Origin of the sequence: Microbacterium proteolyticum (assembly GCF_030818075.1) — a bacterium.
GTDB lineage: Bacteria > Actinomycetota > Actinomycetes > Actinomycetales > Microbacteriaceae > Microbacterium > Microbacterium proteolyticum_A.
The window spans coordinates 141,580-167,823 of the sequence record NZ_JAUSZZ010000001.1 but is presented as its reverse complement, the minus strand read 5'-3'; the positions used below and the strand labels follow the sequence as shown (position 1 = coordinate 167,823).

The following is a 26,244-nucleotide window of genomic DNA, read 5'->3' as shown; positions in this document are numbered from 1 at the left end:
CGGAATCCCCGGGGGCCACGCTCACGCGCTCCAGACGTAGTCGATCTCGGGCCGACCCATACCGCCCGGCCGGTGCGTGCGCACGCACAGCCCCAGGTCGGCCAGGTGCTCCAGGTAGCGGCGGGCGGTGACTCGCGACACTCCGCACGCCAGCCCCACCTCGGTCGCCGAGGTCGGACGGCCGTGCCGGTGCACGTGCTCGCAGATGACGTCGTAGGTCGTCTTGGTCAGTCCTTTGGGCAGCGCCGTCGGCCCGGTCCGGCGCATCGTCAGCAGCGCATCGATCTCCTCCTGCGTCGTGCGGCGGTCGATGGCATCCGACCCCCGCCGGTATCGCAGGTAGCCGTCGAGGCGGTCCTTGAACGTCCGGAAGCCGAACGGCTTGATGAGGTACTGCACGGCGCCCAGGGCGAGGCAGGTGCGGACCGCGTCGACGCTGCGGTCGCCGGTGATGGCGATGATGTCGACGTCGACGCTGTGGAAGCGCAGGAAGCGCGCGAGATCGGTGCCCCGGCCGTCGGGGAGGGTCAGGTCCATCAACAGCAGATCGAGGGGAGGGATGCCACGATGCGCGGCGAGCACACCCTCTTGCGCCGACGCGATGGTCGCCGCCACGCCGACGATCTCGAACGCGCCCAGGCGCTCCAGATAGGAGACGTGCGTGGCCAGAGCCCGGGGGTCGTCTTCGACGACGAATGTGCGGATCATCGGGCCTCGTCTCGAGGCAGTCGCACCTGGACGTGGCTGCCGCCGCCGGGCAGGAAGTCGATGCGGCCGCCGCGTCCCTCCACGATGGAGCGGACGAGGGCGAGCCCGATGCCGCGGTGCGGACCGGACTTCGTCGTGACACCCCGCTCGAAGACGCGGTCGTCGCGGGGGCCCCGGCCGGTGTCGCGCACCGAGAGGACCGTGTCGGTGCCGGCGGCCCGGCCCTCCACCGTCACGGCGGCGTCGGGGAGGCCGCGCACGGCCTCGAGGGCGTTGTCGACCAGGTTCCCTACCACCGACACCAGCTCGGTGGGCGTCAACGGCAGGGGGAGATCCTGATCGAGCGACACCCCGAACGCGACGCCCCACTCGTTGGCCGTGGCGGCCTTACCGAGCAGGAGCGCCGAGAGCGCCGGTTCCAGACGCGCGCCGGCGATGCGGTCGGTGAGCTTCTGGCTCGCCTGGCTCGACTCCTCGATGATGTCCACCGCCTCCTCGACCTCACCGGCTTCGAGTAGACCGACGATGGTGTGCAGGAGGTTGGAGTGTTCATGGGTCTGCGAGCGCAGCGCCTCCGACATGGTGCGCACGCTGTCGAGCTCGCCGCTGAGGGCGGTCAACGCGCTGTGGTCCCGCAGGGTCATGACGGCGCCCGGTGCGCTCTTTCCGCCCCGCAGGGAGCCGGAGGGTGTCATCGGCTCCTGATTGACCAGCAGCACGCGGTCGGCGCCGGCGTGGATCTCCTCCACCGCGCGTGTGCCGCTGGCGAGCATGCGCGCGAGGTCGGGCGAGACGCCGAGATCGGCCGCGGGGGTCGGCTCGACACCACCGCCGGGGGAGGGCGGCAGACCGAGCAGATCGGCCGCTTCGTCGTTGTAGAGCACGACGTCTCCCCGCTCGTCGGTGATCACGACGCCCTCGCGCACCGAGTGGAGCACGGACTCGTAGAACGCCACCATGCCCCGCAGGCGCTGCGGAGCCAGGTCGCCCGCGACGCGCCGCACGACCCGTCGCGACAGGGTGGCCGCCGCGGTACCGATCGCCACGATGACGCACGCGAGCACGAGGATCAGCGGCAGCCGCGGGAGTACGGCATCCGAGATCTGCCGGGTCGTCACCCCCGCTGACACGATGCCCACCAGCGTCTCGTCGTTGTCGACGATCGGGACCACCGCACGCACGGACGGCCCGAGCGTGCCGGTGAAGGTCTCGACGAGAGTCTCGCCGCGTTGAGCGGCGCTGATGGTGCCGAGGAACTGCTTGCCGATCTGGTCGGGGTTGGGGTGCGTCAGGCGGACGCCGTCGGTGGTCATGATCGTGATGAAGTCCACACCGGATGCCGCCATCGCCGACCGGGCGCGGGGCTGGAGCGAGGCGGTCGGATCGGCGTCCGCGAACGCGTCGACGACCTCGGGCGTGGATGCCAGCATGCGGCACACCGAGAGGCTGCGGTCGCGTGCCTCGCTCTCGGCGTTCCACTGCGCCTCGATGCTCAGCGCCGTGACGAGAAGACCGAGCGCGCCCAGAACTGCGCCCATCTGGATGCCGAAGACCCGGCCGGCGATGCTCCACGACCGTCGCGTCTGCACCTCTCACCCCGTTCCTCATCGAACGTTGAGTAGCACGGTCGCCCCAACCGTGCCTGACCAGGATCGCCACGGACCGCGGCGTGCGCGACTTTCGGTCATAGTGGTCACGCGGCGGGGTGGGTGCTGTGGGACTCGCGGGGCGGGTGCGACGGCTGCGCCGGTTCGCGGCCGGAGTGCCCGGGCGTGGGGGAACGAACAAACCCGCACGCTCCGAGGAGTCGTGCGGGTCGTGGATGCCGTGGGTGCGGTGGCTCACGCGGCCAGGCGTAGCCCCCGGCGGTCGGTGGCGACGGCTTCGCCGTCGTTGATGATCTCGTCGTCGCCGATCAGCGAGCCGACGGCGATGCGGGCGTTGTGGCCCACCTGCGTCCGGACGCCGATGTGGGCGCCCGCGCCGATGACGGCCCCGGCGCAGATGTGCGCGTGCGGCTCGATGTGCGCCTCCGGTCCGATCACGGCGTCCGACTCGATCCACGCGCCGCGGCCGACACGAACACCCGCGGCGATCTGCACGCCGGGGTTCGACGTAGGCGCCGTTCTCGACCAGCGCCGTCGGGTGGACCTTCGCGCCGTGCGCGACGAGGCCTCGACCGTTGACGTGCTTGCGGTAGCGCAGCGTCTCGCCGTGGTCGTTCTCGATGTCGATGTAGTTCTTTCCCACGATCCCCTCCGGTCGGTCATCGGGTGAGCCGACATGTATGACAACAGGTCGTGAAGACCCTTCATTCCCTCGAATGGTTCTTCGTCGCCGCTCCCGCGATCGGTTTTCTCGATGTCGAGAGACCTGTCCGGGCGTTCACCGTCCCCTTTTTCTCGCACGTCGGACGGGTCCCCGCGGGCGGGTTGACAGGTGGGCGCCGAGAGGTCGTGCGTGATCGTTCAAGAGCCGTCGCGGGGTGCGGGCGTGGGGTGGGCGGCGCCGCCGGGGATGGCGAGGGCGTGCGGGACGCGGGAGGGCGGATGCCGGTGGGGGTGGCGTGCGACGGATGGCGCCGCCGGGGATGACGGGGGCGTGCGGGACGCGGGAGCGCGGATGCCGGCGGGGGTGGCGTGCGACGGGTGGCGCGGGCGCGGCGCGGCGCGGGCGCGCGTGACGGCGGCAGCGTGGATGCCGGGCGCGTGGTGGACGACCGTGACGACGGGTTCGCAGCTTTCCACGTCGAGCCGCGGTTCGGTGCGCACGCGGGCCGAGGGCAGGCGGCGATGCAGGCTGCTTCCGATGCCCTCAGGCGCGGTGTTCAGCCGGGCTGGCAGGTGGGGCACCAGTAGACGTTACGTTCGCTCGTCGCCGAGGCGCCCAGACTCGTCGCGCGGATGGGGGTGCCGCACCGGCGGCAGGGCGCGCCTTCGCGGCCATAGACCCAGAAGCGTCGGCCGGGTCGGCTGTCGCCGGTGAAGGTGCGCTCCGGTCGCGGCAGGTTCGCCCGGATCATGCGCTCGCCGAGGGCGATCGTGGCCTGCGCGTCGATTGCGGTCGCGGGCGTCGTCGGGGCGATTCCGCGGACGAACAGCAGTTCATTGGCGTAGACGTTGCCGAACCCGGCGACGTTGCGCTGGTCGAGCAGGGCGACGTGGGCGGGACGCTCGTCCGCGGACACGCGGCGCACGGCCTCCGCCTCGTCCCAGTCGTCCGCGAGCAGGTCGGGTCCGAGGTGTCCGATCACCGTGTGCTCGTCGGCCGTGCGCAGCACCTCGACCATGGCGAGGTCGAAGCCGACGGCGTCGGCGCCGGAGACGCCCACGATCGCGCGGGCCTTGAACGCCGGTCGCCGCCATCTCTCACCGGGGCGGTAGACGTCCCACCGCCCCTCCATCTTGAGGTGCGAGTGCAGTGTGTAGCCGCCGATGCGATGCAGCAGGTGCTTGCCGCGGGCGGCGACTTCGTGCACCGTCTCGCCGCGGAGGTCGGCGGTGGCGCTGCCGGGCACGCGGATGTCGAAGCGGGTGACGACCTTGCCCGCCAGCGCCGCGGTGAGTTTGGCGGCCGCCCGGTAGACGGTGTCACCCTCGGGCACGGCACGCTCCTCCTCGCGGGGCGGGCGCGTGCGCCGTGCGGTGCTCGCTCGTGGGCGGGACCGATGATTCAGGCACGCGCCGCCTCCCGGAGGGTGTCACCCGCGGTCAGCTTGCGGAGCGTCAGCCCCTTGGGCGATTCGACGAACCCGGCCTCACGGAGCGCGCGGCCGACCGCCGTGCCGTAGACGAACTCGCCGTTCACCTGCTCGATGGTGAGGGTGTCCAGGCGCCGTTTCTTCGCGGTCTCGGCGAGGTGGCGCGTCGCGGCCTGCAGCGCTGCCTCGTCGTCGCGGAAGGCGAGCGCGCTCCGGCCGCCGCGTTCGAGATAGAGCGTCAGCTCGCCGTCGACGAGCACGACGAGACCGCCCGCTTTGCGACCCGGTCGGTGAGTGACCCCCTCGAGCCCGGGCCACGCGAGTGCGGCGCCATAGGGATTCGCGGGGTCGGTCGCGGCGAGCGTGACGGTGCGCAGGGGCGGTGGGTCGGCGACGGCGGCGAACTCGCGGAGGCGGTCGACGGTGGCCGACGCGGCGAACTGGGCCGCGCCGAGCTTCTCGATGACGTAGCCGCGTCGGCAGTGTCCGGCCTCCTCGAAGCCCGCGAGGATGCGGTACACCTGCGCGAAGCCACCCGGCACGCCTTCCGACTGCACCGCGCCGCGCGTGACGACGCCGTAGCGGTCGAGCAGGAGACTGGCCGTTGCCGTGGCGCGTGCCGCGGCATCCGGTTCCCGTTCCGGCAGGAGCGACCACCGTCCGCCGAGGGAGGGCGGCCGGGGCGCGGCGGTGGCGCGGGGCATGGTCGCGCCGCGGTACATGCGGGCGCGGGGGGCTCGGCGGGCGACGCGGTGCGACTGCCCGCCGCCGCTCAACAGGGTGCGCACGGGCGCGAAGGTGTCGTTGGTGACCCGGCCCGCCCAGGTCAGCGCCCAGAGGGCGTCGTTCACCGACTGCTCGTTCTCGGCGCCCGTCAGCTGTTTGAGCTGCGCCGCGAAGTACGCGCCGCCGCCGATCAGCGCGGCGAGGATTCGCGCCTCGAGCGAGTCGGGTGCGGGGTCATCGGCATCCTCCGGGTCCTGCAGGGTGAACGGCGCGGCTTCAGCCGGGTGCAGGGCGATCCAGCCGTCACGTCCCGGCAGCGTGCCGTGACCCGACCACACCACCTCACCGGTCGCCGTGAGTTCGTCGAGCATCGCGGGGGAGTAATCGGCGACGCGAGAGGGGAGGACGAGCGATTCCCACGCGCTCGTCGGAATGGGTACGCCCGCGAGCTGCTCGACGACCGCGAGCACGCCGTCGATGCCCTCGAGCGGACGGCCGAGGTGCTGCCAGACGGGGAGGAACCGCGCATACGCCGCGGGCGGCACCGGTTCGACGCTTCCGCGGATGGCCGCGAGCGAACGCATGCGCAGGCGGCGGAGCACCTCGACATCGCACCACTCGGTGTCGTCGCCCCGCGCGCCACCCGAGGCCTCCGGGAGGAAGAAGCCGCTCGCCAAACGCCCCTGGGACTCGAGTCGCTGCAGGGTGAGCCTTGCGACGGCGACACCGACACCGAGGCGCTCTGCGACCGCGTCGGTCGTGAAGGGGGCGTGCGTGCGGGCATAGCGGGCGACGAGGTCGCCGAGGGGATCGGCGAGGGGCTCGAGGAACGCGTTCGGGATGCCGACGGGCAGGGCCGCACCGAGCGCGTCGCGCAGACGGCCGGCATCTTCGATGCCCGCGACGCGGGAGACGCCGCCGATGGTGACGCGGATGGCCCGGCGGTCGTCGACGAGGGTCGCGAGGTGCTGCTCCGCCTCCGTGAGAGCGTCGCCCTCGGCGTCCAGACGGGCCGCCACCTCGGTCGCGTCGAGCGGTCCGAGGATGCGCAGCAGGTCGGCGACACCCTCCACCCCACGGGCGCGACGGTCGGGGTCGAGGCGCTGGGCCTCGCGTTCGAACTGCGCGATGACGTCGGGGTCGAGCAGCTCCCGCATCTCGACCTTGCCGAGCAGTTCGCTCAGCAGCGCCGGGTCGACCGACAGCGCGGCGGCGCGGCGCTCGGCGAGCGGGGAGTCGCCCTCGTACATGAAGGCGCCGACGTAACCGAAGAGCAGGTCACGGGCGTACGGCGACGGCTGCGATGTCGTGATCTCGACCAGGCGGATGCGGCGCTCGCCGATCTGTCGGGTGACCCGCAGCAACGCGGGCAGGTCGTAGACGTCTTGCAGGACCTCACGGAGCGTCTCGAGGATGATCGGGAAGGCCGGGTGGCGCTTGGCGACCTCGAGCAGTTGGGCGGAGCGCTGGCGCTGCTGCCAGAGCGGCGAGCGGCGGTTGGGGTTCAGGCGTGGGAGAAGCAGGGCACGCGCGGCGCACTCGCGGAAGCGCGAGGCGAACAGCGCCGAGCCGCCCACCTCGTCGGTGACGATCTGCTCGAGCTCGTCGGGCTCGAAGACGAAGAGGTCGGCGCCGGGAGGCTCGGCCGCGGCATCCGGAACGCGGGCGATGATGCCGTCGTCGCTCGCGACGGCGGCGCCCTCGACGCCGAGGCGCTCGCGGATCCGCGCGTTGACCGCGAGTGCCCAGGGGGAATGCACCTGCATGCCGTACGGCGAGTGCAGGATGATGCGCCAGTCGCCGACCTCGTCGCGGCTGCGCTCGACGGTCAGCGTGCGGTCGGTCGGCAGGCTGCCGGTGGCCTCGCGCTGCTCGGCGAGGTACGACAGCAGGTTCGTGATCGCGTTGTCGTCGAGCCCCGACTCGCGCAGGCGCTCCTCGGCCTTCGCGCGCTCGGCGCCCGCGATGTCACGCGAGAACTTGCCGAGGGCCTCGCCCAGTTCGGCCGGGCGGCCGATGCCGTCGCCGTGCCAGAACGGCAGCTTGCCCGGCTGCCCGAAAGCGGGCACGACATTGACCCGATCGTGGGTGATCTCGACGATGCGCCAGCTCGTGGTGCCCAGGGTGAACACATCGTTGACGCGCGACTCGTAGACCATCTCTTCGTCGAGTTCACCGACGCGGGCGTTCTGCGACTCACCCGCGACGAAGACGCCGAAAAGGCCGCGATCGGGGATGGTGCCGCCGCTGGTGACGGCGACGCGCTGCGCGCCGGGGCGACCGGTCAGGGTGCCGGCGTCGCGGTCCCACACCAGGCGGGGGCGCAGCTCGGCGAACTCGTCGGAGGGGTAGCGGCCGGCGAGCAGGTCGAGGGTGGCCTCGTAGGCCGACCGGGGGAGCGAGCGGAAGGGCGCGCTGCGTTTGACCGTCTCGAACCACTCCTCGACGTCGATGGAGCCGAGGGCCGAAGCGGCAACGGTCTGCTGGGCGAGGATGTCGAGCGGGTTCTGCGGCACCGAGATGGCCTCGATGCGTCCCGCCAGCATGCGCTCGGTGACGACGGCGGTGTGCAGCACGTCGCTGCGGTGCTTGGGGAAGAGGGCGGCGCGGCTGACTTCGCCGACCTGGTGGCCCGCGCGGCCGACGCGCTGGAGCCCGGATGCCGCGCTCGGCGGCGCCTCGACCTGGATGACGAGGTCGACGGAGCCCATGTCGATGCCGAGCTCGAGGCTGCTCGTCGCCACCACGCAGCGGAGCGTTCCCGACTTGAGCTCGTCTTCGACCTGTGCGCGCTGCTCTTTCGACACCGATCCGTGGTGGGCCTTGGCGAGGATCGCGGAAACTCCCGCCGAGGATCCGGCCTGGGCCATCGTCGCCGCGGGAACGGTCGGTTCGGGCACGTCGATGCCCTGCCGTTCGGCGTAGATCTCGTTGAGGCGTCCGGTGAGCCTTTCCGCCAGCCGCCGGGAATTGGAGAAGACGATGGTGGAGCGCCGCTCGAGGATGCGGTCGACGATGGCCTCCTCGACATGGGGCCACACCGACCCCGCCATCTCGGTGCTCTCGGGGCGCTCGGAGAACCACTCGCCGTCGGTGGCCTCGTCGGGAGCGGGCGAACCGGGAGGCGGAGGCGGGTTGAGCATGTCTTCGATCGGCACGACGACCGACAGGTCGAAGGCCTTCGTCGCCTTGGGGGCCACGATGTCGACGGGCTGTGCGCCGCCCAGGAAGCGCGCCACCTCGTCGATCGGCCGCACGGTGGCCGACAGGCCGATGCGCTGAGCCGGCGCTTCGAGCAGCGCATCGAGCCGCTCGAGGCTCACCGCCAGGTGTGCGCCGCGCTTGGTGGCCGCGACGGCGTGGACCTCGTCGATGATGACGGTGTGCACGCCCCGCAGCGTCTCGGCCGCCTGGCTGGTGAGCATGAGGTAGAGCGACTCGGGCGTGGTGATGAGGATGTCGGGCGGGTCGGTGACGAGCTTGCGCCGATCGCTCGAGCTCGTGTCGCCGGAGCGAACGCCGACGGTCACCCCGGGTACTTGGATGCCGAGACGCCGGGCCGACTGCCCGATGCCGACCAGCGGCGAGCGGAGGTTGCGCTCCACGTCGACGCCGAGCGCCTTGAGCGGCGAGATGTAGAGGACCCGCGTGTTCGTCGCCGGGGTCTTGGGCGCTGCCTTCTTGCCGCGCCGCGGGGGCTCGGCATCCGGAATCTCGGGCGACTTCTCGCGGAAGATGCGGTCGATCGCGAAGAGGAACGCCGACAGCGTCTTACCCGACCCCGTGGGCGCGACGACGAGTGCGTTGCGCCCCGACGACACGGACTCCCACGCGCCCTTCTGCGCGTTGGTGGGGGCCGTGAAGGCGCCGCGGAACCAGTCCTGCGTCGCAGGACCGAACTTCTCCAACACGTCGGCCATGCCGACATCCTCTCCCGGACCTCCGACATCGGGTCGGGGTTGACGTTCGCCCGCCGCGGAACGACTCCTCCGGGCGGAGCGACGACTCCGCCGCGCGAGCGATGACGCCGCGAGGAGCCGGGTCTCGCGTCGCACCCTGAGCACCGCGTCGTCTCGGGGGACGACCGTCACCCTCCTGCTGGCGTCGTCGCCGTGGGAACGGGCGCGGGTGTCCTGAGGCCGCATCTGGGGGAGAATGCCGACGAGCGGGCGGTCCGCCGTCCGCTCCTGTCGGAGGGAAGGATCGATGCGTCCGTTTGTTCTCGTGGGCGGATGGCCGGCGTCGGGCAAGTCGACGCTGAGCGAGAGCCTCTCCCGCCATCTCGCACTGCCTCACCTGAGCAAGGACGAGGTCAAGGAAGCACTCATGGACGCGCTCGGTCCGCCGCGAACCGTGGCGGCCTCGCAGCGTCTGGGCGTGGCAGCCGTCCACGCGGTCCTGCGCCTGGCCCGCTCCTGCCCGGGGGCTGTCATCGACAGCACGTGGTTCGAGTACACGAGGCCGCTCGTCGCCCGCCTCCCGGGACCCTGCGTGGAGGTGAGCTGCGTGACCGACATCGCAACGGTCAGGGCTCGGTACGCGGCGCGCGTGAGGGATCCGCGTCATCTCGACGCCCTGCGCACCGAGGACGAGTTGTGGGGCCGACCGGTTCCCGCGCTCGGAGTGGGACCGCTCATCGAGGTGGACACGACCGGCGAGGTCGATGTCGGCGCCCTGGCCGAAAGCATCGCGGTCGTCGTCCGCAGATGACGGCGTCCATCACCGGCCCGCGCCGACCGTGTGCTGACTGCAGCGCAGGATGCTCGGGCGACGCGCCTCGCCCGCATGCGCACCCGCGGCGCAGGTGCGCGGCGACCTGCGCATCCGCGGCGCAGCGTACGCGGCGACGTGCCACACCCCTGTCGCGCAGCCGCCCCGTCGACGGCCCGGACTCAGACCGCGCTCTCGGCCAGCCGCGCGTCGAGGAAGGCCCGGACGTCGTCGAGCTCGTCCTGCGAGATCGAGTGCGTCAGCCCCGGATACACCCGCCCGCTCAGGTCGCTGTGCACCGGGAGCCACTGCGACGTGAGATGGACGAGCGCCGAAGGGATGACGTCGTCGGCAGCACCGCGACCCCAGAAGACAGGAGGCCGACGCTCGGCGAGGACCGCGTCGCCCGGGAGCTCTCCGCCGGCGGCGTACCCCGCGAGGACCACCGCGAACGACACCGCGTCGGGCGCCGCCCGCAGCATCTGCAGCGCCACGGCGCCGCCCTGGGAGAACCCCAGCACGCCCACGGGCGCGTCGCCGACGGCATCCCGGATCCAGGCCAGCACCGCGGACGCGGCCTGGGTGACGGCGTGGGGATCACGACCGTCGAGCCCCTCGATCGGATACCAGGACGCCCCCGGCATGGGCCACGGCGGCGTCAGCGGAGCGCGCACGCTCGCGATCACGAATCCTCCGGGCAGGTACGGCACCAGGCCGAAGAGGTCGTGCTCGTCCGAGCCGTAACCGTGCAGGAGGAGGAGGACGGGTCGATCTCCGCGCTCGTCGGCGGGCACGGACCAGCGCACGACGGCGGGATCGAGGGAGGGATGCGCGCTCATGCGGCCATTGTGGCAAACCGCTCCGACATCGGGCCCGCCGCGGCTCCGACGCCGTTGCGAGCGCGAACAGGCGGCATCCGTGCCGGACGGTTGATATACAGGGAACATGCCCGTGCGTACCCCCGATCCCGAACCCGGTGACAACGGCGACGAGCGCGAACCGCTCAACGCCTCCTTCTCGGGCGCGCCCGCCACGCCGAACACCAATCCCGGCTGGCTCAGCGAGGTCGAGCTGGCCGAGGCGCGCCGGCGTCTGCCCATGCTCTACGTCGAGGCCCTGCCGGTGCGCACCGACGGTATGGGGGCGGTCACCCAGGTCGGCATCCTGCTGCGGGCGACGCCGCTGGGGGAGATGACCCGCACGCTCGTCTCCGGCCGCGTGCGCTACGGCGAGACCGTGCGCGACGCCCTCTTCCGCCACCTCGAGAACGATCTCGGCCCGATGGCCTTCCCGCTGCTCCCGCCGTCGCCGACCCCCTTCACCGTCGCCGAGTACTTCCCGCTTCCGGGAATGACCGCGTTCCACGACGACCGTCAGCACGCCGTGTCGCTCGCCTACGTGGTGCCGGTGACGGGCACCTGCGAACCGCGTCAGGACGCGCTCGAAGTGACCTGGCTCTCGCCGCAGGAAGCGGCATCCGATGCCCTCTCCGACGAGATGGAGGGCGGTCGTGGCACGCTCATCCGGCTCGCCCTCGCCTCGGTGGGCGCCCTCCGCTGAGTCTGACGCCCGCCGGGCGCGTCGGTCGACGTCCTGAAGCCTCGATCGGACCCCGAGCGTTGCCGGTGTCGGTGGCCCTGCCTAGGGTCGGAGGATGCCGGACATCTCCCTCGAACCCCTGACCCTGCCGAGCGATCTCGACGGCTGGCGTGCCTTCGCCGACGAGCGTCCGCGAGAGCTGCTCGATCGCGTCTCCGCGCTCGACGCGAGGCTGACCGCCGAGACCGACCTCGCGCTGCGCGAGCGCCTGGCGCTGTGGAATGAGGCCGACATCGCGCTGGCCGAAGCGGCCGCCCCCTCGCACCTCCTCAGCGAGTCGCACCCCGACGCGGGTGTGCGCGACGCCGCCGAGAAGCAGGCGCAGGCCATCGACGCGGTGCAGTCCCGGCGTCTGCTCGACCGCGACCTGTGGAGCGTGTTCGCCGACGCCGATCCCGCCGGACTCGAGCCCGACGAGCAGCGCTTCCTCGAGCACGTGCGGCGCGACTTCCGCCGGGGCGGCGTCGACCTGCCGGACGCCGACCGCGAGCGCGTGCGCGAGCTGACCGAGCGCGACACCGAGCTGTCGTTGACGTTCTCACGGAACATCCGCGAGGGGCGGCGGGAGATCCGCGTGCCGGCATCGGCGCTGGAGGGGCTGCCCGACGACTTCCTCGCGGAGCATCCCGCGGATGCGGAGGGGATGGTGACGCTGACCACGGAGTACACCGATCTCATGCCCGTGCGCGAGTACGCCCGCGACCGCTCGGTTCGTCATGCTCTGGTCGGTGCCTACAACGATCTCGCGTGGCCCGACAACGAACCGGTGCTCGCCGAACTGCTCGCGGTCCGGGCCGAGCGGGCGTCGCTGCTCGGCTACGGCGATTGGGCCGACTACGAGACCGAGACGCGCATGATCGGCTCGAGCGCCGCAGTGGCGGCGTTCCTCGAGCGCGTCGCCGACGCCGCTGCCCCGGCCGCGGCGGCGGAGTACGAGCGCGTCCTCGAGCGCCTGCGTCGTGACGACCCCGATGTCGAGAAGGTGACCATCGCCGATTTCTGGTACGTGCTGGGCACGCTCAAGCGGGAGGAATACGACGTCGACGCACAGTTGGTGCGTTCGTACTTCCGGTTCGACCGGGTGCTCGAGGGCGTGCTCGCCACGACCGGACGACTCCTCGACGTGCAGTACGTCCCCGTCGATGCCCCGTCCTGGCACGGCGACGTCCGCACCTACGACGTCGTCCGCGCGAACGAGCGCCTGGGACGGATCCACCTCGATCTGCACCCCCGCGACGGCAAGTACAACCACGCGGCCTGCTTCGGGCTCGCCCCGGGAATCAGCGGACGGACGCTCCCCGAGTCGGTCCTGCTGTGCAACTTCTCGCGCGGTCTGCTCGAGCACGACGAAGTGGTGACGTTCTTCCACGAGTTCGGGCACCTCGTCCACGACATCCTCGGCGGCCACCAGAAGTGGGCGCGCTGGACGGGCGTGGCGACGGAGTGGGACTTCGTCGAGGCGCCGAGTCAGCTGCTCGAAGAATGGGCGTGGGATGCCGAGGCGCTCGCCGCATTCGCGCACAACGACGCCGGGGAAGCGATCCCCGGCGACCTGGTCGCGCGCATGCGGACCGCCGACGCCTTCGGGAGGGGCCTCGAGGTCACGCGGCAGCTCGGCCACGCCACGACGTCGTACCGTCTGCACGTCGAGCGGCCGACCGACCTGCAGCCCGCGGTCGACGCGTACTACCGTGCGGCGAGCCCGGTCGCTCCCCTCGACGGGTCGCACTCGTACGCCGGGTTCGGCCACCTCACCGGGTACGGCGCCTGCTACTACACGTACCAGTGGAGTCTCGTGATCGCGCGCGACCTCCTGTCGGCCTTCGGCGACGACCTGTTCGACGTCGAAACGGCCGCCCGCTACCGCCGGGAGATCCTCGAATCCGGCGGCACGCGTGATGCGAAGGAGCTCGTGCAGGCGTTCCTCGGCCGGGAGAGCACGTTCGACGCCTATCGCGACTGGCTCGCCGGAGCGTGAACGGCGACGGCCGCGGCATCCTGGATCGGATGCCGCGGCCCTCGCGCACCGCCTTCCGCGCCCGGCGCGGCGGTCGGATCGAGAGTCGCCCCGACCGCCGCCGCTGCCCGACGGGCGAGCCGGGTCAGGCCGTCGTCTCGCGGGCGATCGCCGCGACGAAGGCGTCGATGTCGGATTCGGTGGTGTCGAACGAGCACATCCACCGCACCTCGCGGCGCAGCTCGTCCCAGTCGTAGAAGCGGAAGCTGGTGCGCAGGCGGTCGGCGACCCCCGGCGGCAGCGTCGCGAAGACGCCGTTGGCTTGCGTGGGCTGGGTGAACTCCACGCCCTGGATCGAGCCGTCGGCGAGCCCGGCCTCGACGCCTGCGCGCAGCCGCTGCGCCATGGCGTTGGAGTGGCGGGCGTTGCGCAGCCACAGGTCGTTCTCGAGCAGGGCGACCAGCTGCGCCGAGACGAAGCGCATCTTGCTGGAGAGTTGCATGTCGAGCTTGCGCAGGTAGGTGAGACCCGTGGATGCCGCGGGGTCGAGGACCACGATGGCCTCACCGATCATCGCGCCGTTCTTGGTGCCGCCGAAGCTCAGCACGTCGACGCCGGCATCACGGGTGAACGCCCGCAGCGGCACGTCGAGGGCGGCGGCGGCGTTCGAGATGCGGGCGCCGTCCATGTGCAGGCGCATGCCGTGGCCGTGCGCGTGCGCGGCGAGCGCGCGGACCTCGTCGACCGTGTAGAGCGTGCCGAGCTCGGTCGACTGCGTGATCGACACGACCAGCGGCTGGGCGCGGTGCTCGTCGCCCCAGCCCCACGCCTCGCGGTCGACGAGCTCGGGGGTGAGCTTGCCGTCGTCGGTGGGGACGGTCAGCAGTTTGATGCCGCCGACGCGCTCCGGCGCGCCGCCCTCGTCGACGTTGATGTGGGCGGTGGATGCCGCGATCACGGCGCCCCAGCGAGGGAGCATCGACTGCAGTCCGACCACGTTGGCGCCGGTGCCGTTGAAGACGGGGTAGGCCTCGACGCCGTCGCCGAGCAGGCCGGTGAAGAGTTCCTGGAGGCGTTCGGTGTAGACGTCCTCGCCGTAGGCGACCTGGTGGCCCTCGTTGGCCTCCGCGATGGCGGCGAGGACGTCGGGGTGGATGCCGGAATAGTTGTCGGAGGCGAAGCCGCGCACCGACGTGTCGTGGAGGGAAGTCACCGCTCCAGCGTAACTTTTCCCGGCTCCTCCCCAATGCGGAATCCGTCCACCGGCGGTCCGCATCGGGGCGGGGTGTCGGAGCCTGCCTCGACAATGGAGGAATGCGGTTGGATCCCGAAGCGCTCAGCATCGCCGGCGAGATGTTCTCGTCCTCCGCCATGGCGCGCGCCGACCGTCTGCTCGTCTACGGCTCGGTCGAGGTCGGCGACGCCCGGCCGATCGGAGACGTGCTCGTCGTCTCGGCGCAGTCGTTCGGGGCGGCGGGGTATGAGCACCTCGAGTTGCGGGTGCCCGTCGACCTCTCGCGGCTGTCGGGATGGTGCTCGTGCGGTCGCGGTCCCGAGTGCGAGCATTCCTGCGCTGCCGCCCTCGTCCTGTTCGACCGCATGGTCGCGGCCGGTCGCCCGCCACGCCCGGAGTGGCAACGCACGCTCGACGAGATGTTCTCGTCGACGCCCCAGGTCGACGACGAACCGGCCTTCGAGCTCTGTCTGTTCCTCGCGATCCGCCGCGGCGGAGGCTACGGCCGCAGCACGGCCCTCACTCTCACCGCCCGCCCCGGTGTGCGCGGCACCCGCGGCACGTGGATCAAGGGTCGCGCCGGCTGGTCGTCGCTCGCGACCCTTCCGGCCGAGCCTCGTGCGCGCGCCGCTCTCGACAGCCTCGGCCGATTGGGGCGTTCCGGGTCCGGCGCGTACATGTCCGACGAATGGATGCCGCTCTCCGCCGTTCCGCCGCATTCGCTCTGGCTGCAGCTCGAAGCCGTCATCGCCGCGGGGGTCCCGCTCGTGTCGGGTGCCGGTATCCATCACCCCGTCCGCATCGTCGACCAGGCGGCCACCGTCGCCGTCGCGCTCGACCGGCGGGGCTCGACCCTGCACGTGCGAGGGGTGGTGCAGGGCCTCGACGACGAAACGGCCTCCCTCCCGTCGTGGGTGGTCGGCGACCCCGCCGTCGCCGTGGCGTTCGTGGCCGATCGCGACGGTGACGAGGAGCGGATCACGCTGGCCCGTCTCTCGACACCTGCCACCGGGCCGGTGCGCGGGCTGCTCACCCGATCGGGCGCGCTCACGATCGACGCGAGCGGCTCCGACACCTTCCTCGGTGAATACCTGCCGCGGCTGCAACTCGATGCGCCGGTCGTGTCGCCGAGGGGCACGGTGGAGGTGCCGGCCGCGCCTCGCCCCGTGCTGGAGGTTCTCGTCGAGCACGCCGACGGCGCCACCACCCTCGCGACGCGCTGGGACCGCTCGCCCACGCACGGACGACGTCACGACGACCACGAGCGAGGGGTGTGGGCCGCCGTCGCCGCCATCGGCGAGGAGCTGCGCATCGACATCCCGGGTCCGTTCCCGACGGGAAGGGCACCGGCTCGTCCGCTGGCTCCTGCGGTGGCGGCGCTGCTCGTCGTCGAAGCGCTGCCACGCCTGCAGTCCCTCGACCACGTGCGGGTCCACCTCACGGGTGAGCACCCCGCCTATCGTGCGTCGCCTGAGGCGCCCGTCGTGCACCTGAGCACCGGTGACGACGACGGCAGCGACTGGTTCGACCTGCACGCGCGCGTGAGCGTCGGCGAGGTCGAGGTGGACTTCACCGCGCTCTACACCGCCCTGGCCCTCGGCGACCGGGTGCTCTTCCTCGGCGAGGGCGAGTACGTGCGGCTGGACACCCCCGAGTTCGACCGCCTGCGCGCGGTGATCGAAGAAGCCCGCGCTCTCGCCGACCGGCCGGTCGACGAGCTGACGATCAACCGCTACAACGTCGGGCTGTGGGACGACCTGTCCGAGCTCGGCATGCTCGCCGCGCACGAGGCCGAGTGGTGGCTGCGCGTCCGCGGTCTGACCGACGAAGCCGCCCTGACCCCGGTCGATCCGCCGTCAGGCCTGCGCGCGACGCTCCGCGACTACCAGCGCACCGGTCTCGACTGGCTGCACTTCCTGCGGGCGCAGGGGCTCGGCGGCATCCTGGCCGACGACATGGGACTCGGCAAGACCGTCCAGACCATCGCGATGATGGAGGCCGCGCGCGCCGACGACCCCACGATGGCACCGTTCCTGATCGTCGCGCCCACCAGCGTCGTGGGCAACTGGGCCCGCGAATGCGCCCAGTTCGCTCCCGGGCTCGACGTGCGCGTGATCACGGCGACGCAGGCGCGACGCGCGACGAGCGTCGACGATGCGGCGGCGGGCGCCCACGTCGTGGTCACCAGCTACGCGCTGTTCCGCCTCGAGCAGGAGCAGTACGCCGAGGTCGCGTGGTCGGGACTGGTGCTCGACGAGGCGCAGCAGATCAAGAACCCGTCGTCGAGGGGGTACCGCGCCGCCCGTGCGCTGGCCGTGCCGTTCACTCTCGTCATCACCGGCACCCCCATGGAGAACAACCTCCTCGAACTCTGGGCTCTCGTCTCGCTCGTGGCGCCGGGCCTGCTCGGCACCCGCGAGTCGTTCACCGAGTTGTACCGCACGCCCATCGAGAAGCGCTCCGACGGTGAGCGCCTCGATCTGCTCCGTCGGCGCATCCGCCCGTTCCTGCTGCGGCGCACCAAAGAGCTCGTCGCCGCCGAGCTGCCGCCCAAGCAGGAGACCGTCCTCGAGGTGACGCTGCATCCCACCCACCGCAAGCTGTACGACAGACGCTTCCATCGGGAGCGGCAGCGTCTGCTCGGGCTGCTCGACGACGACGCCGAGGGCAACCGCTTCGCGATCTTCCGCTCGCTGACGATGCTGCGGCAGCTGGCGCTCGACCCCGCGCTCGTCGATGAAGGCGAGGCGCCGTCGGCCAAGTTGGACGCTCTCGAAGATCTGCTCGTCGAAGCCGCGGCCGAGGGGCATCGCGTGCTCGTGCTCAGTCAGTTCACGCGCTTCCTGCGCGCGGCGCGGCAGCGGTGCACCGAGGCGGGGCTCGCGTCGGGTTACCTCGACGGCACCACGGCGAACCGTCAGGCAGAGATCGATCGGTTCCGCGACGGCGACGACCCCGCTTTCTTCGTCTCGCTCAAGGCCGGCGGAGTGGGCCTCAATCTCGTCGAGGCCGACTACGTGGTGCTGCTCGACCCCTGGTGGAACCCCGCTGTCGAAGACCAGGCGATCGACCGGGCGCACCGCATCGGTCAGACGCGTCCCGTCATCGTCTACCGGCTGGTGTCGGCCGACACGGTCGAGCAGAAGGTGGTCGCGCTCCGCGAGGCGAAAGCCGACCTGTTCGCCCGCGTCCTCGACGGTGGTGACGGCAGCGGAGAGGCGTTCGCGGGCGGGCCGCGGTTGACCGCCGACGACATCCGCAGCCTGCTCGACTGAGGCGTCGTGGCCGAGGGGTTCTGCCCGGAGGGACACGGCTCGACGGGGGCACTCCGGCCGAGACGTTCCGCCCGGCGGGACGCTGCCCGACGGAGGCGTCCTGGCCGACGGATCATGCCCGGAAGACACCGCCGACCCAGCCGCGTGGCTCGACCGGAGCGACCGGCGGGGAGCGAGTCCCGCCCGGTGCTGCCTCCGGCGCTCGCCGCAGCGCAGGCTCTGGCCGATGTCGGAGGTCGGGTCTAGCGTGAGGGCCATGTCCGACGCCCAGCCCTCGCCCACCCCCGCCGGGTCGACCGTCGCGCCGGCCGGCGGCAACCGCACCTTCCTCGCGGTGCTCGTCAACACCGCCGCGGCCAACGTGACGACCAGCTTCCTCTGGTTCGCCCTGACCTTCTGGGTTTACCTCGAGACGCGCTCGGTGCTGGCGACCGGCATCGTCGGCGGCGCCTATATGCTGCTGCTCGCCATCTTCGCGATGGTGTTCGGGTCGATCGTCGACCGTCACCGCAAGCATCGCGTGATGGTGTTCTCGGGGCTCGTCACCCTTACCGCATTCCTGGTGGCGGGCGCGCTGTGGCTGGCGTTCCCCGAGGCGGCGCTGCTCGATCTGGGCGGGCCGTGGTTCTGGCTGTTCTCCGGCGTCATCCTCACGGGCGCCGTCATCGAGAACATGCGCAACATCGCCCTGTCGACCACCGTCACCCTGCTCGTGCCGGTCGACCGTCACGCGAATGCGAACGGGCTGGTCGGCACGGTGCAGGGCCTCGCATTCGTGGTCACGAGCGTCTTCAGCGGGCTGTCGATCGGCTTCTTCGGCATGGGGTGGACCCTCGTCATCGCGATCGTCCTGACTCTCGTCGCTCTGGTGCACCTTCTGACCATACGCATCTCCGAGGAGCGCCCGACCGCGGGGAGCGACTCCGGTCCGATGGTCGATGTCCGCGGAGCCGTCCGCGCCGTCCGCGCGGCTCCCGGGCTGTTCGCCCTCATCATCTTCTCGACGTTCAACAACCTCATCGGCGGCGTCTACATGGCCCTGATGGACCCGTACGGGCTCGAGCTGTTCAGCGTGCAGGTGTGGGGCGTCGTCTTGGGAGTGACCGCAACGGGCTTCATCATCGGTGGTGGGCTGGTGGCGAAGTTCGGCCTGGGAAAGAACCCCATCCGCACGATGCTGTGGATCGTCATGGGCATGGGTGTGCTCGGAGCGGTGTTCGTGATCCGCGACTGGTGGTGGCTCTATGCCGTGGGCATCTGGGTCTACATGGCGCTCATCCCGCCCGTCGAGGCGGCGGAGCAGACCGTCATCCAAAAGGTGGTTCCCTTCGCCACCCAAGGACGCGTGTTCGGTTTCGCCGCGGCGTTCGAGTCGGCCGCTGCGCCGGTGACGTCGTTCCTCATCGCCCCGATCGCCCAGTTCGCGATCATCCCCTACATGGAGGGCGCCGACGGCCGTGCCACGTGGAGCTGGCTCCTCGGTGACGGTCAATCGCGCGGCATCGCGCTCGTCTTCGTCTTCGCGGGTCTCGTCATGGTGGTCGCGGCCTCCCTCGCCTTCCTGACCCGGTCGTACCGCATCCTGTCGCAGCAGTACCGCACGGCCGAGGTCAACGCCGACGTCGCCCAGACGGCGGACGACGTCGCCGAAACCGACGACGCAGCTGGAACGCCCGCGCCCGTGCCCCTCGCCGGTTCCGGGCGCGCCGATTCCGCGCGAGCCGAAGAGTCGGGCCCGACCCTGCCCGAACCGGCATCGCGAGGTCTGCACGGCGAACCGCCTCGCGACGAGAGCTGAGACGTACCGACATCGCGCGCACGAGCCGAACACCGGTGAAGCTCGAGCGACGTCAGCCCGGCGGCTCGATGTCGATCACGACGTCGTTCCACGCCGTGGCGTCGTCGTCCCAGAGCGCCACGACCGACGCCGCGAGAGCGTCCTCGAGCCCGTCGAGGGACGTGACGCGGAAGATGACGGCCGCGGCCGTCGTGCCCCGCCCCGCGTCGCGCGCGTGCTTCGTGTACCCCTGGGCGACCGCGCGCACCCACGCCTCCGACGCGGCCTTCACCGCCGCATAGTTGGCGCCGCCGGCGAGGGGCCGCTCGACCGCCGTCGATGACACGATCGCGAGACGTCCGGCATCCGACGCACGCAGGTCGGCATCGAACGCGCGGCTCACATGCCGCAAGGCCGTCAGTGACCGCAGCAGGAAGGCGAAGTCCTCGTCGCTCTGCCCGGCGAGCCCCCCGCCGCCCCGCCATCCGCCGACGAGGTGCAGGATGCCGTCCACCCGGCCGTGTACGTCGTGAACGCGGTCGCGCAGCGCGTCGACCTCCTCGGCGTCGGTGAGGTCGCAGCGCTCGATCGCGAGACCGGGGATCTCCGCGGCGACCTGCGCGAGACGTCCCCGGTCGCTCCCCACGACGACGACGCGCGCCCCGGCATCCGTCAGCGCCCGCGCGCTCGCGCGGCCCGCGGCGCTCGTTCCGCCCGCGAGCAGCACCGTCCGCCCGCTCACTCCCTCGTCGATGATCATCGCGTTCGCCGTCAGTCCGTTCCGCGAATCCCCTCGGTCGATGCGATCACGGGCCGCATCTTCTTCTCGAGCGCTTCGAAGAACATCGACAGGGGGAACTCATCGTCGAGCACCGCGTCGGTGTACCCCTTCGGCAGGCCCGCGAGCACGTCATCCGGCAGCCCGCGCGCCCACACCGACGCGGGGTGCGGAGTGACGACGGAGCGCACGAGGTCGTACGCGGCGAGCCAGTGCGCCGTTTTCGGGCGGTCGATCGAACGCCAGTACAACTCGTCGATCGCGTCGGCCAGGGCGACCACGGCCGCGGGCACCTCGTCCCAGTCGAAAGCGAGCGACGTATCGGTCCAATGGAGCACGCGGTGCTGGTGCAGCCACGCGAACAGCAGCTGGCCGCCGAGACCGTCGTAGTTGCGCACGCGCGAGCCGGTGATGGCGAAGCGGAAGATGCGGTCGAAGATCACCGCGTACTGCACGAGCTCGGCGTGCTCGAGCATCGCCCGCTCGGCAGCTTCCAAGTCCGGTCCTTGAGCCTGTCGAAGGGCCAGGCGCGCCTGCAGCGCGACGCTCTCGCGGAACGCGGTGAGGTCGCAGCGCAGTTCTTCGAGCGAGTAGAGGAAGAACGGCATCCGCTGCTTGATCATGAACGGGTCGAAGGGCAGGTCACCGCGCATGTGCGTGCGGTCGTGGATGAGATCCCACATGACGAATGTGCGCTCGGCCAGCTCCTGGTCGTCGAGCAGGCGGGCGGCGGCCTCCGGCAGGTCGAGCTTCGTGATCTCGGCCGCGGCACGGGTGACGCGACGGTACCGGGCGGCTTCGCGGTCTTGGAAGATCGCTCCCCAGGTGAAGGCGGGCACCTCGCGCATCGCGACGGTCTCGGGGAACAGCACCGCGGAGTTGGTGTCGTAGCCCGAGGTGAAGTCGATCAGGCGCAGCGAGACGAACAGCCGGTTGGTGTACTCCGTCTCCAGCCGCGCGATGAACTCGGGCCAGATCGCCTCGACGAGCACCGCCTCGACGTGCCGGTCGCTCGAGCCGTTCTGCGTGTACATGGGGAACACGACGAGGTGACGGATGCCGTCGACGCGCTGCTGCTGCGGCTGGAACGCCACCAGGGAGTCGAGGAAGTCGGGCACGCCGAGTCCCTGGTCGCGCCACCGATGGAAATCGGCGACGGAGGCCGCGAGGTACGCGGCATCGTGGGGGAAGAGCGGGGCGAGGGCGTCGATCGCGATGACGACGTCGTCGATGAGCGGGGCTGCGGCGACGGTGTCGTCGATCGAGCCGTCTTTCGCCTGCAGCGCCTGCAGCGCCGTCGCGGCGTCCTTCAACCGTCTCCAGGCGGGGGTGAGCTCGACGGTGTCGATGCCGTGGCCGGCGATCAGATCGACGGTGTCACGGGTAGGCGTGGCGATGGTCATGGCATCCTCCGTTCGGTGATGGAAATATTCCTGCGGCAACCGGATACTAACGGAAAAACTACGGATGCCGCCACGGCCGCATCTCGTGCCCCTGGTACTGTCGTGCGCATGACCGAGGCTCCCGTGCCCCGCGCCCCCCGCCTCGACGACGCCGTCGACGCCGCGATCGTGCGCGAGATCTCCCTCGACGCCCGCGCCACGCTCTCGTACCTGTCCGACCGGGTGGGTCTGTCGGTGTCGGCCGTGCAGTCGCGCCTGCGCCGGCTCGAATCCCGGGGCATCGTGAAGGGGTACCGACCCGTCCTCGATGCCGAAGCCCTCGGCCGTCCGCTCGCGGCCTTCGTCGAGATCACGCCACTCGATCCGGCGCAGCCCGACAACGCCCCCGAGCTGATCGCGCACCTGGGAGCCATCGAAGCCTGCCACTCCATCGCGGGCGAGGCCGCGTACATGCTGTTCGTGCGCGTGCCGACGCCGCGCGACCTCGAAGCGCTCATCCGCGACATCCGTGCCGCGGCTCAGGTGAATACCCGCACCACGGTCGTGCTGCAGACGTTCTTCGAGTCGCGCCCCATCGAACCGGCCGGCTACCCCGCCTGACCGCGCGGGATACACCTCGAGACGGATGCCGGGCCCCGCCGGCCGCGCGTAGCGTGGGCGCGATGCTCACTTTCCGGCGCCTGCACCGCTATCAGCTGGTCACCGATCTTCTGGTCGCCGCGTTCTTCGGGCTGCTCGCCGGCGCGGTGGAGCTTCTCGGGACCGTGGATGCCGGGCAGGTCACCGGTGGCGTGCTGACGGTCGCCGCCTTCACGGGGGCGCTCTGCGTGCGGCGTCTGCAGCCGGGGCTGGCCCTCGGCGTGGCGTGGGTGGGCGCGGCGGTGCAGATGGGCTTCGGCATGACGCCCTCCCCGACCGACCTCGCGATCTTCGCCGTCCTGTACGCGACGGCCGCCTATGGCAGCCCCCGCGTGTTCTGGAGCGGATTCGCCTCGGCCCTCGCGGGTGCGGTCATCGTGCCGGTCTACCTGGTGGGCCGGGGGATGTCCGAACCCCCGACGGCGGAGATGTGGTTCGTCGCGGGCGCCCTGCTGCTGGGCGCCGGTTTCGCGCTCATGCTGTCGTGGGTGTCGGGCGCGCTGGCTCGCACGGCGATGCGGGCGGCGGCGAACAGCCGCGCCCAGCGTGCGGCGGAGGTCGAGATGATCGCCGAGCAGCAGCGCGTGCGCGTCGCCCGCGACATGCACGACGTCGTGGCGCACTCCCTCGCCATTGTCATCGCTCAGGCCGACGGGGCGCGCTACGCCGCCGCCGCCCACGACGGTACCGTCACCTCCGATGCCCTCGCGACCATCTCGGCGACGGCGCGTTCCGCGCTCGCCGACGTGCGTCTCCTGCTCACCCAGCTCCGCCACAGTCAGTCCGAGGGACCGCAGCCGACTCTGGCCGACCTCGACGACCTCTTCGACCGCATGCGGGCGGCCGGGGTCGTGCTCGACGTCGTCGTCGACCCCGTCCCGCCGGAGGAGCCTCCCGCCGCCGTGCAGCTGGCGGTCTATCGCATCCTGCAGGAGGCGCTGACGAATGCCCTCCGCCATGGCGGGGATCCGCGGGTCCGAGTGCGCCTCGGGTGGCACGTCGACCGCGTCGAGTTCACGGTGCGCAACGCTCGGTCCACGGCCGTCGTCGCCTCGACGACGCCGACCGGCGGACACGGCCTCATCGGCATGCGAGAGCGCGCGATGTTGGTCGGGGGGAGCCTCACCGCCGGACCGGCGTACGGCGAATTCGTCGTGACGGCGACCCTCCCCGTCGGCACCCGCGGGTGAAATCCGGCCCGAAGCGCCGCGAAGCACGGGTGCCGCGTGCCACTTCGGGCACAGTGGATGCAGAGCCGCATCGACCCGAGAGAGGAACAGCCCTGATGAGCGCTGTCATCCGAATCGGGCTGGTCGATGACCAAGCCCTCTTCCGCGCCGGAATCAGAATGGTGTTGGACTCGCAGCCCGACCTGCAGGTGGTGGGCGAGGCCTCCGACGGCCGCGAAGGGATCGAGATGGTGCGCGCGACCGAGCCCGATCTGGTGCTGATGGACGTGCGGATGCCTGTCATGGACGGCCTCGCCGCCACCGCGGAGATCCTGCGTCATCCCGTCCCGCCGCGCGTCGTCGTGCTCACCACCTTCGACCTCGACGAGGCGGCGGCTCGAGCCATCCAGGGCGGGGCGAGCGGGTTCCTGCTCAAGGACTCCGAACCGGAATTCCTCCTGTCGGCCGTGCGGACGGTGCACGCCGGTTCCGCCGTGATCGCAGCCTCGGCCACCCGAGAGCTGTTCGCGCACATCGCCGAGGCCGGCTCGACCGAGCCCGTCCCCGCCGCCTTCGCCGGGCTGACCGAGCGCGAGCGGGAGATCTTCGCGCTCGCCGCAGCGGGTCTGAGCAACGCCGAGATCGCGGAGCGCGAATTCTTGTCGGAGGCGACGGTGAAGACGCACATCAGTCGCATCCTCACGAAACTCGCGCTGCGCGACCGGGTGCAACTCGTCGTGTTCGCCTACAGGCACGGTCTGGTCTGACCCGCATCGCCCCGAGGTCAGGCGCCGGTGCGCCGCCGGTCGCGCCCGCGCGCGAGCCGCACCTCGCAGATCGGAGTCTCCCAGCGCTCGTCCACGCGCGTCGCACCATCGGGCGCGAAACCCTGTTTGGCGTAGAACGCGTGGGCCCGTGGGTTGTTCATCAGCACCCAGAGGCATGCCGCCTCCGCGCCGATCGCCGCGCGCAGGAGCGCCTCTCCCACCCCGGTCCCGTGATGCGCGGCCAGCACGTACAGGGCGTACACCTCCAGGACCGACGTCGAGTGATCGGTGTCGCGCGACGGTCCCGCCGACGAGAATCCGATGATCCGGTCGGCGCGCACCCCCACCCAGGTGTCGCCGAGCTGCTCGGCATCCGGCGGCGTCCCCCCGCGCAAGCGCACACTCCACCGCCACGCGGAGAGCTCCAGGTCGAGCAGATCCGACACGGCATCGGGCACGAGGCCGGCCAGCGTCTCGTTCCAGCTCCGCACGTACACGTGGGCGATGCACCGACTGTCTTCGGGCGTCGCGCGGCGTACGAGCAGAGAGGTCATCTCACGTCGTCGGAGTCTGACTCGGGGTCGTAGGCCCAGGTCGGGGCGAGCGCGCGGATGCGGGCGCCGCGCCACTGCCAGGTGGCCCAGAGCGCCGGCCAGAGAGCGGGGGCGGCGGCGCCGCCGATCGTGAGGCGCTCGCGCCAGAGCGTGCGGCTCGCGTCGCCCGGGGCCGCCGAAACGGCCATCTGGTGATCCCACACGTCGAGCACCGAGAGCGGACCCGTCAAAGGAACCCCCCAATCCCGGAAGACCCGGACGCGGCCGTTCTGGTCGGTGGTGTCGCGGTCGGCGACCGAGATGAGCTGACGGCCCACCGGGAGCACGCCCGCGACGCTCATCTGCACGGGCACGTCATCGCCCGACGCGAATGACGTCGGCATCGCGCCCAGGGCGTCGACCTCGAGAAGCGGTCCGTACAGCTCGGCGACGGCGCGAGGCGAATGGAGGGCGCGCCACGCGGCATCCGGGTCGCAGTCGATCTCGAACTTCAGCAGGATGCGCATGCACCGATCGTGCCCGATCCCCAGGCGCGAAACGCACACCTTGACGTGTTCTGCCGGGCGGCTCGACCGGTTCTAGGCTCGAAGGATGCCGAACACCTCCGCCCACGCGCAGTCCGACTATCAGGTGCGTCTCGAGTGGGGCGAAGCGGGACTCGCGCGTCTCGCCCCCGCGGACGTCGTGGTCGTCGTGCAGACGCTCGGACTGTCGGCCCACGCTCTGAGCGCGTGCGAGCACGGTGCGACGCTCGACCTCGCGGCCGACGCCGACGCGGCGGCCTCTCTGGCGCGCGCGGCCGAGGCCGCCGGCGCCCATGTCGTGGCCGGAGGTCTCCGCAACGCGGCCGCAGTGGCGGCCCATGTCATGGAGGTGCAGCGTGCCCGTGGCGAACGCACGAGCATCTCGGTGATCGCGGCGGGCGCCCCGGGCGACGGGGATGCCGCGGGCCTGCGGTTCGCGGTGGACGACCTGTTGGGAGCGGGAGCGGTCGTCGCCGCCCTCGGCGACCTCGGCATCGACCATGCGTCGCCCGACGCCGCCGTCGCCGGCGAGGGCTTCCGCGCGCTCGGCGGTGCCGTGCGCCACCTGCTCACGGCCAGCGGCAACGGCCGTGCGCTCGCCGCCGAGGGCGAGCGCGACGCCGTGCTGGCCGCCGCCGCGCGCGACGCGGTCACGGTCGTCCCGGTGCTGAAGGGCGGTGCGTTCTCGGCAGCCTGAGCAGGGGTGGCCGGCGGTCCTCTTCGC

General features: G+C 71.5%; 21 protein-coding genes. 9 read left to right on the top strand and 12 right to left on the bottom strand.

The annotated features are described in order from the left end of the window. Nucleotides 1–21: 21 nt before the first annotated feature. From QE392_RS00810 to QE392_RS00785, 6 genes are all read right to left on the bottom strand, one after another. Nucleotides 22–708 carry a response regulator gene (locus tag QE392_RS00810; protein ID WP_307446486.1) on the bottom strand — a complete coding sequence of 229 codons (687 nt, stop codon included), beginning with the start codon at nucleotides 706–708 and terminating at the stop codon, nucleotides 22–24. Next, nucleotides 705–2,297 (bottom strand): sensor histidine kinase, encoded by a 1,593-nt coding sequence (locus QE392_RS00805; protein ID WP_307446484.1) that lies wholly within the window; start codon nucleotides 2,295–2,297, stop codon nucleotides 705–707. The genes QE392_RS00810 and QE392_RS00805 overlap by 4 nt, the downstream gene beginning before the upstream one ends. 252 nt (nucleotides 2,298–2,549) lie before the next feature. Next, the gene (locus QE392_RS00800; RefSeq protein WP_307446482.1) at nucleotides 2,550–2,810 is read right to left on the bottom strand and encodes a hypothetical protein; all 261 of its coding nucleotides are present in this window, start codon (nucleotides 2,808–2,810) and stop codon (nucleotides 2,550–2,552) included. Nucleotides 2,811–3,176: 366 nt separating this feature from the next. Then, entirely contained in the window at nucleotides 3,177–3,560 is a 384-nt protein-coding gene (locus QE392_RS00795) for a hypothetical protein (RefSeq protein ID WP_307446478.1), read from the bottom strand. Beyond that, complete coding sequence (locus QE392_RS00790) at nucleotides 3,536–4,312, bottom strand: DNA-formamidopyrimidine glycosylase family protein (protein ID WP_307446475.1); 777 nt, start codon at nucleotides 4,310–4,312, stop codon at nucleotides 3,536–3,538. The genes QE392_RS00795 and QE392_RS00790 overlap by 25 nt, the downstream gene beginning before the upstream one ends. 68 nt (nucleotides 4,313–4,380) lie before the next feature. Next, nucleotides 4,381–9,054 carry an ATP-dependent helicase gene (locus QE392_RS00785; RefSeq protein WP_307446472.1) on the bottom strand — a complete coding sequence of 1,558 codons (4,674 nt, stop codon included), beginning with the start codon at nucleotides 9,052–9,054 and terminating at the stop codon, nucleotides 4,381–4,383. A gap of 286 nt (nucleotides 9,055–9,340) precedes the next feature. Here QE392_RS00785 and QE392_RS00780 point away from each other — a divergent pair, with 286 nt between their 5' ends. After that, nucleotides 9,341–9,844, top strand: a complete 504-nt coding sequence (locus tag QE392_RS00780) for an AAA family ATPase (RefSeq protein ID WP_307446469.1) — start codon at nucleotides 9,341–9,343, stop codon at nucleotides 9,842–9,844. 182 nt (nucleotides 9,845–10,026) lie between these two features. Here the strand turns inward: QE392_RS00780 and QE392_RS00775 are convergent, their stop codons facing one another. Further along, nucleotides 10,027–10,683, bottom strand: coding sequence for an alpha/beta hydrolase (locus QE392_RS00775; protein ID WP_307446467.1), 657 nt, complete (start codon nucleotides 10,681–10,683; stop codon nucleotides 10,027–10,029). Nucleotides 10,684–10,789: 106 nt separating this feature from the next. On the opposite strand from QE392_RS00775, the gene QE392_RS00770 reads away from it, so the two are divergent. Next, nucleotides 10,790–11,404 (top strand): NUDIX hydrolase family protein, encoded by a 615-nt coding sequence (locus tag QE392_RS00770; RefSeq protein WP_307446466.1) that lies wholly within the window; start codon nucleotides 10,790–10,792, stop codon nucleotides 11,402–11,404. 94 nt (nucleotides 11,405–11,498) lie between these two features. Beyond that, on the top strand, nucleotides 11,499–13,421 hold the full coding sequence (locus QE392_RS00765; RefSeq protein ID WP_307446464.1) for a M3 family metallopeptidase: 1,923 nt from the start codon (nucleotides 11,499–11,501) through the stop codon (nucleotides 13,419–13,421). Nucleotides 13,422–13,545: 124 nt separating this feature from the next. Here the strand turns inward: QE392_RS00765 and QE392_RS00760 are convergent, their stop codons facing one another. Next, nucleotides 13,546–14,613 (bottom strand): threonine aldolase family protein, encoded by a 1,068-nt coding sequence (locus tag QE392_RS00760; RefSeq protein WP_307446462.1) that lies wholly within the window; start codon nucleotides 14,611–14,613, stop codon nucleotides 13,546–13,548. A gap of 101 nt (nucleotides 14,614–14,714) precedes the next feature. On the opposite strand from QE392_RS00760, the gene QE392_RS00755 reads away from it, so the two are divergent. Continuing rightward, nucleotides 14,715–17,909, top strand: a complete 3,195-nt coding sequence (locus tag QE392_RS00755; protein ID WP_307446460.1) for a DEAD/DEAH box helicase — start codon at nucleotides 14,715–14,717, stop codon at nucleotides 17,907–17,909. A gap of 256 nt (nucleotides 17,910–18,165) precedes the next feature. Beyond that, complete coding sequence (locus QE392_RS00750; protein WP_307446458.1) at nucleotides 18,166–19,707, top strand: MFS transporter; 1,542 nt, start codon at nucleotides 18,166–18,168, stop codon at nucleotides 19,705–19,707. Nucleotides 19,708–19,759: 52 nt separating this feature from the next. On the opposite strand, the gene QE392_RS00745 is transcribed toward QE392_RS00750, so the two are convergent. Beyond that, entirely contained in the window at nucleotides 19,760–20,446 is a 687-nt protein-coding gene (locus QE392_RS00745) for an SDR family oxidoreductase (protein WP_307446456.1), read from the bottom strand. A gap of 11 nt (nucleotides 20,447–20,457) precedes the next feature. After that, nucleotides 20,458–21,867, bottom strand: coding sequence for a DUF6421 family protein (locus QE392_RS00740; protein WP_307446454.1), 1,410 nt, complete (start codon nucleotides 21,865–21,867; stop codon nucleotides 20,458–20,460). 108 nt (nucleotides 21,868–21,975) lie between these two features. Here QE392_RS00740 and QE392_RS00735 point away from each other — a divergent pair, with 108 nt between their 5' ends. The 3 genes from QE392_RS00735 to QE392_RS00725 all read left to right on the top strand — a co-directional run bounded on the left by QE392_RS00735 (nucleotide 21,976) and on the right by QE392_RS00725 (nucleotide 24,442). Next, complete coding sequence (locus QE392_RS00735; protein ID WP_307446451.1) at nucleotides 21,976–22,467, top strand: Lrp/AsnC family transcriptional regulator; 492 nt, start codon at nucleotides 21,976–21,978, stop codon at nucleotides 22,465–22,467. Nucleotides 22,468–22,529: 62 nt separating this feature from the next. Further along, a complete protein-coding gene (locus tag QE392_RS00730) occupies nucleotides 22,530–23,696 on the top strand; it encodes a sensor histidine kinase (RefSeq protein ID WP_307446447.1) in 1,167 nt (388 codons plus the stop codon). Nucleotides 23,697–23,791: 95 nt separating this feature from the next. Further along, nucleotides 23,792–24,442 carry a response regulator gene (locus QE392_RS00725; RefSeq protein ID WP_307446444.1) on the top strand — a complete coding sequence of 217 codons (651 nt, stop codon included), beginning with the start codon at nucleotides 23,792–23,794 and terminating at the stop codon, nucleotides 24,440–24,442. A 17-nt stretch (nucleotides 24,443–24,459) separates the two neighbouring features. Here the strand turns inward: QE392_RS00725 and QE392_RS00720 are convergent, their stop codons facing one another. Both QE392_RS00720 and QE392_RS00715 read right to left on the bottom strand, forming a co-directional pair. Beyond that, on the bottom strand, nucleotides 24,460–24,996 hold the full coding sequence (locus tag QE392_RS00720; RefSeq protein WP_307446442.1) for a GNAT family N-acetyltransferase: 537 nt from the start codon (nucleotides 24,994–24,996) through the stop codon (nucleotides 24,460–24,462). Then, complete coding sequence (locus tag QE392_RS00715) at nucleotides 24,993–25,502, bottom strand: hypothetical protein (RefSeq protein ID WP_307446439.1); 510 nt, start codon at nucleotides 25,500–25,502, stop codon at nucleotides 24,993–24,995. Before QE392_RS00715 ends, QE392_RS00720 begins: the two co-directional genes overlap by 4 nt. Nucleotides 25,503–25,587: 85 nt before the next feature. Here QE392_RS00715 and QE392_RS00710 point away from each other — a divergent pair, with 85 nt between their 5' ends. After that, nucleotides 25,588–26,217: a 2-phosphosulfolactate phosphatase gene (locus QE392_RS00710; RefSeq protein ID WP_307446436.1), complete on the top strand. Its 630-nt coding sequence runs from the start codon at nucleotides 25,588–25,590 to the stop codon at nucleotides 26,215–26,217. Nucleotides 26,218–26,244 lie beyond the last annotated feature (27 nt).

Coding starts and splice junctions, on each gene's coding strand:
- QE392_RS00810 (WP_307446486.1), bottom strand. CDS start 708: ATGATCCGCACATTCGTCGTCGAAGACGACCCCCGGGCTCTGGCCACG.
- QE392_RS00785 (WP_307446472.1), bottom strand. CDS start 9,054: ATGGCCGACGTGTTGGAGAAGTTCGGTCCTGCGACGCAGGACTGGTTC.
- QE392_RS00780 (WP_307446469.1), top strand. CDS start 9,341: ATGCGTCCGTTTGTTCTCGTGGGCGGATGGCCGGCGTCGGGCAAGTCG.
- QE392_RS00775 (WP_307446467.1), bottom strand. CDS start 10,683: ATGAGCGCGCATCCCTCCCTCGATCCCGCCGTCGTGCGCTGGTCCGTG.
- QE392_RS00770 (WP_307446466.1), top strand. CDS start 10,790: ATGCCCGTGCGTACCCCCGATCCCGAACCCGGTGACAACGGCGACGAG.
- QE392_RS00765 (WP_307446464.1), top strand. CDS start 11,499: ATGCCGGACATCTCCCTCGAACCCCTGACCCTGCCGAGCGATCTCGAC.
- QE392_RS00755 (WP_307446460.1), top strand. CDS start 14,715: ATGCGGTTGGATCCCGAAGCGCTCAGCATCGCCGGCGAGATGTTCTCG.
- QE392_RS00750 (WP_307446458.1), top strand. CDS start 18,166: ATGTCCGACGCCCAGCCCTCGCCCACCCCCGCCGGGTCGACCGTCGCG.
- QE392_RS00745 (WP_307446456.1), bottom strand. CDS start 20,446: ATGATCATCGACGAGGGAGTGAGCGGGCGGACGGTGCTGCTCGCGGGC.
- QE392_RS00740 (WP_307446454.1), bottom strand. CDS start 21,867: ATGACCATCGCCACGCCTACCCGTGACACCGTCGATCTGATCGCCGGC.
- QE392_RS00735 (WP_307446451.1), top strand. CDS start 21,976: ATGACCGAGGCTCCCGTGCCCCGCGCCCCCCGCCTCGACGACGCCGTC.
- QE392_RS00730 (WP_307446447.1), top strand. CDS start 22,530: ATGCTCACTTTCCGGCGCCTGCACCGCTATCAGCTGGTCACCGATCTT.
- QE392_RS00725 (WP_307446444.1), top strand. CDS start 23,792: ATGAGCGCTGTCATCCGAATCGGGCTGGTCGATGACCAAGCCCTCTTC.
- QE392_RS00720 (WP_307446442.1), bottom strand. CDS start 24,996: ATGACCTCTCTGCTCGTACGCCGCGCGACGCCCGAAGACAGTCGGTGC.
- QE392_RS00715 (WP_307446439.1), bottom strand. CDS start 25,502: ATGCGCATCCTGCTGAAGTTCGAGATCGACTGCGACCCGGATGCCGCG.
- QE392_RS00710 (WP_307446436.1), top strand. CDS start 25,588: ATGCCGAACACCTCCGCCCACGCGCAGTCCGACTATCAGGTGCGTCTC.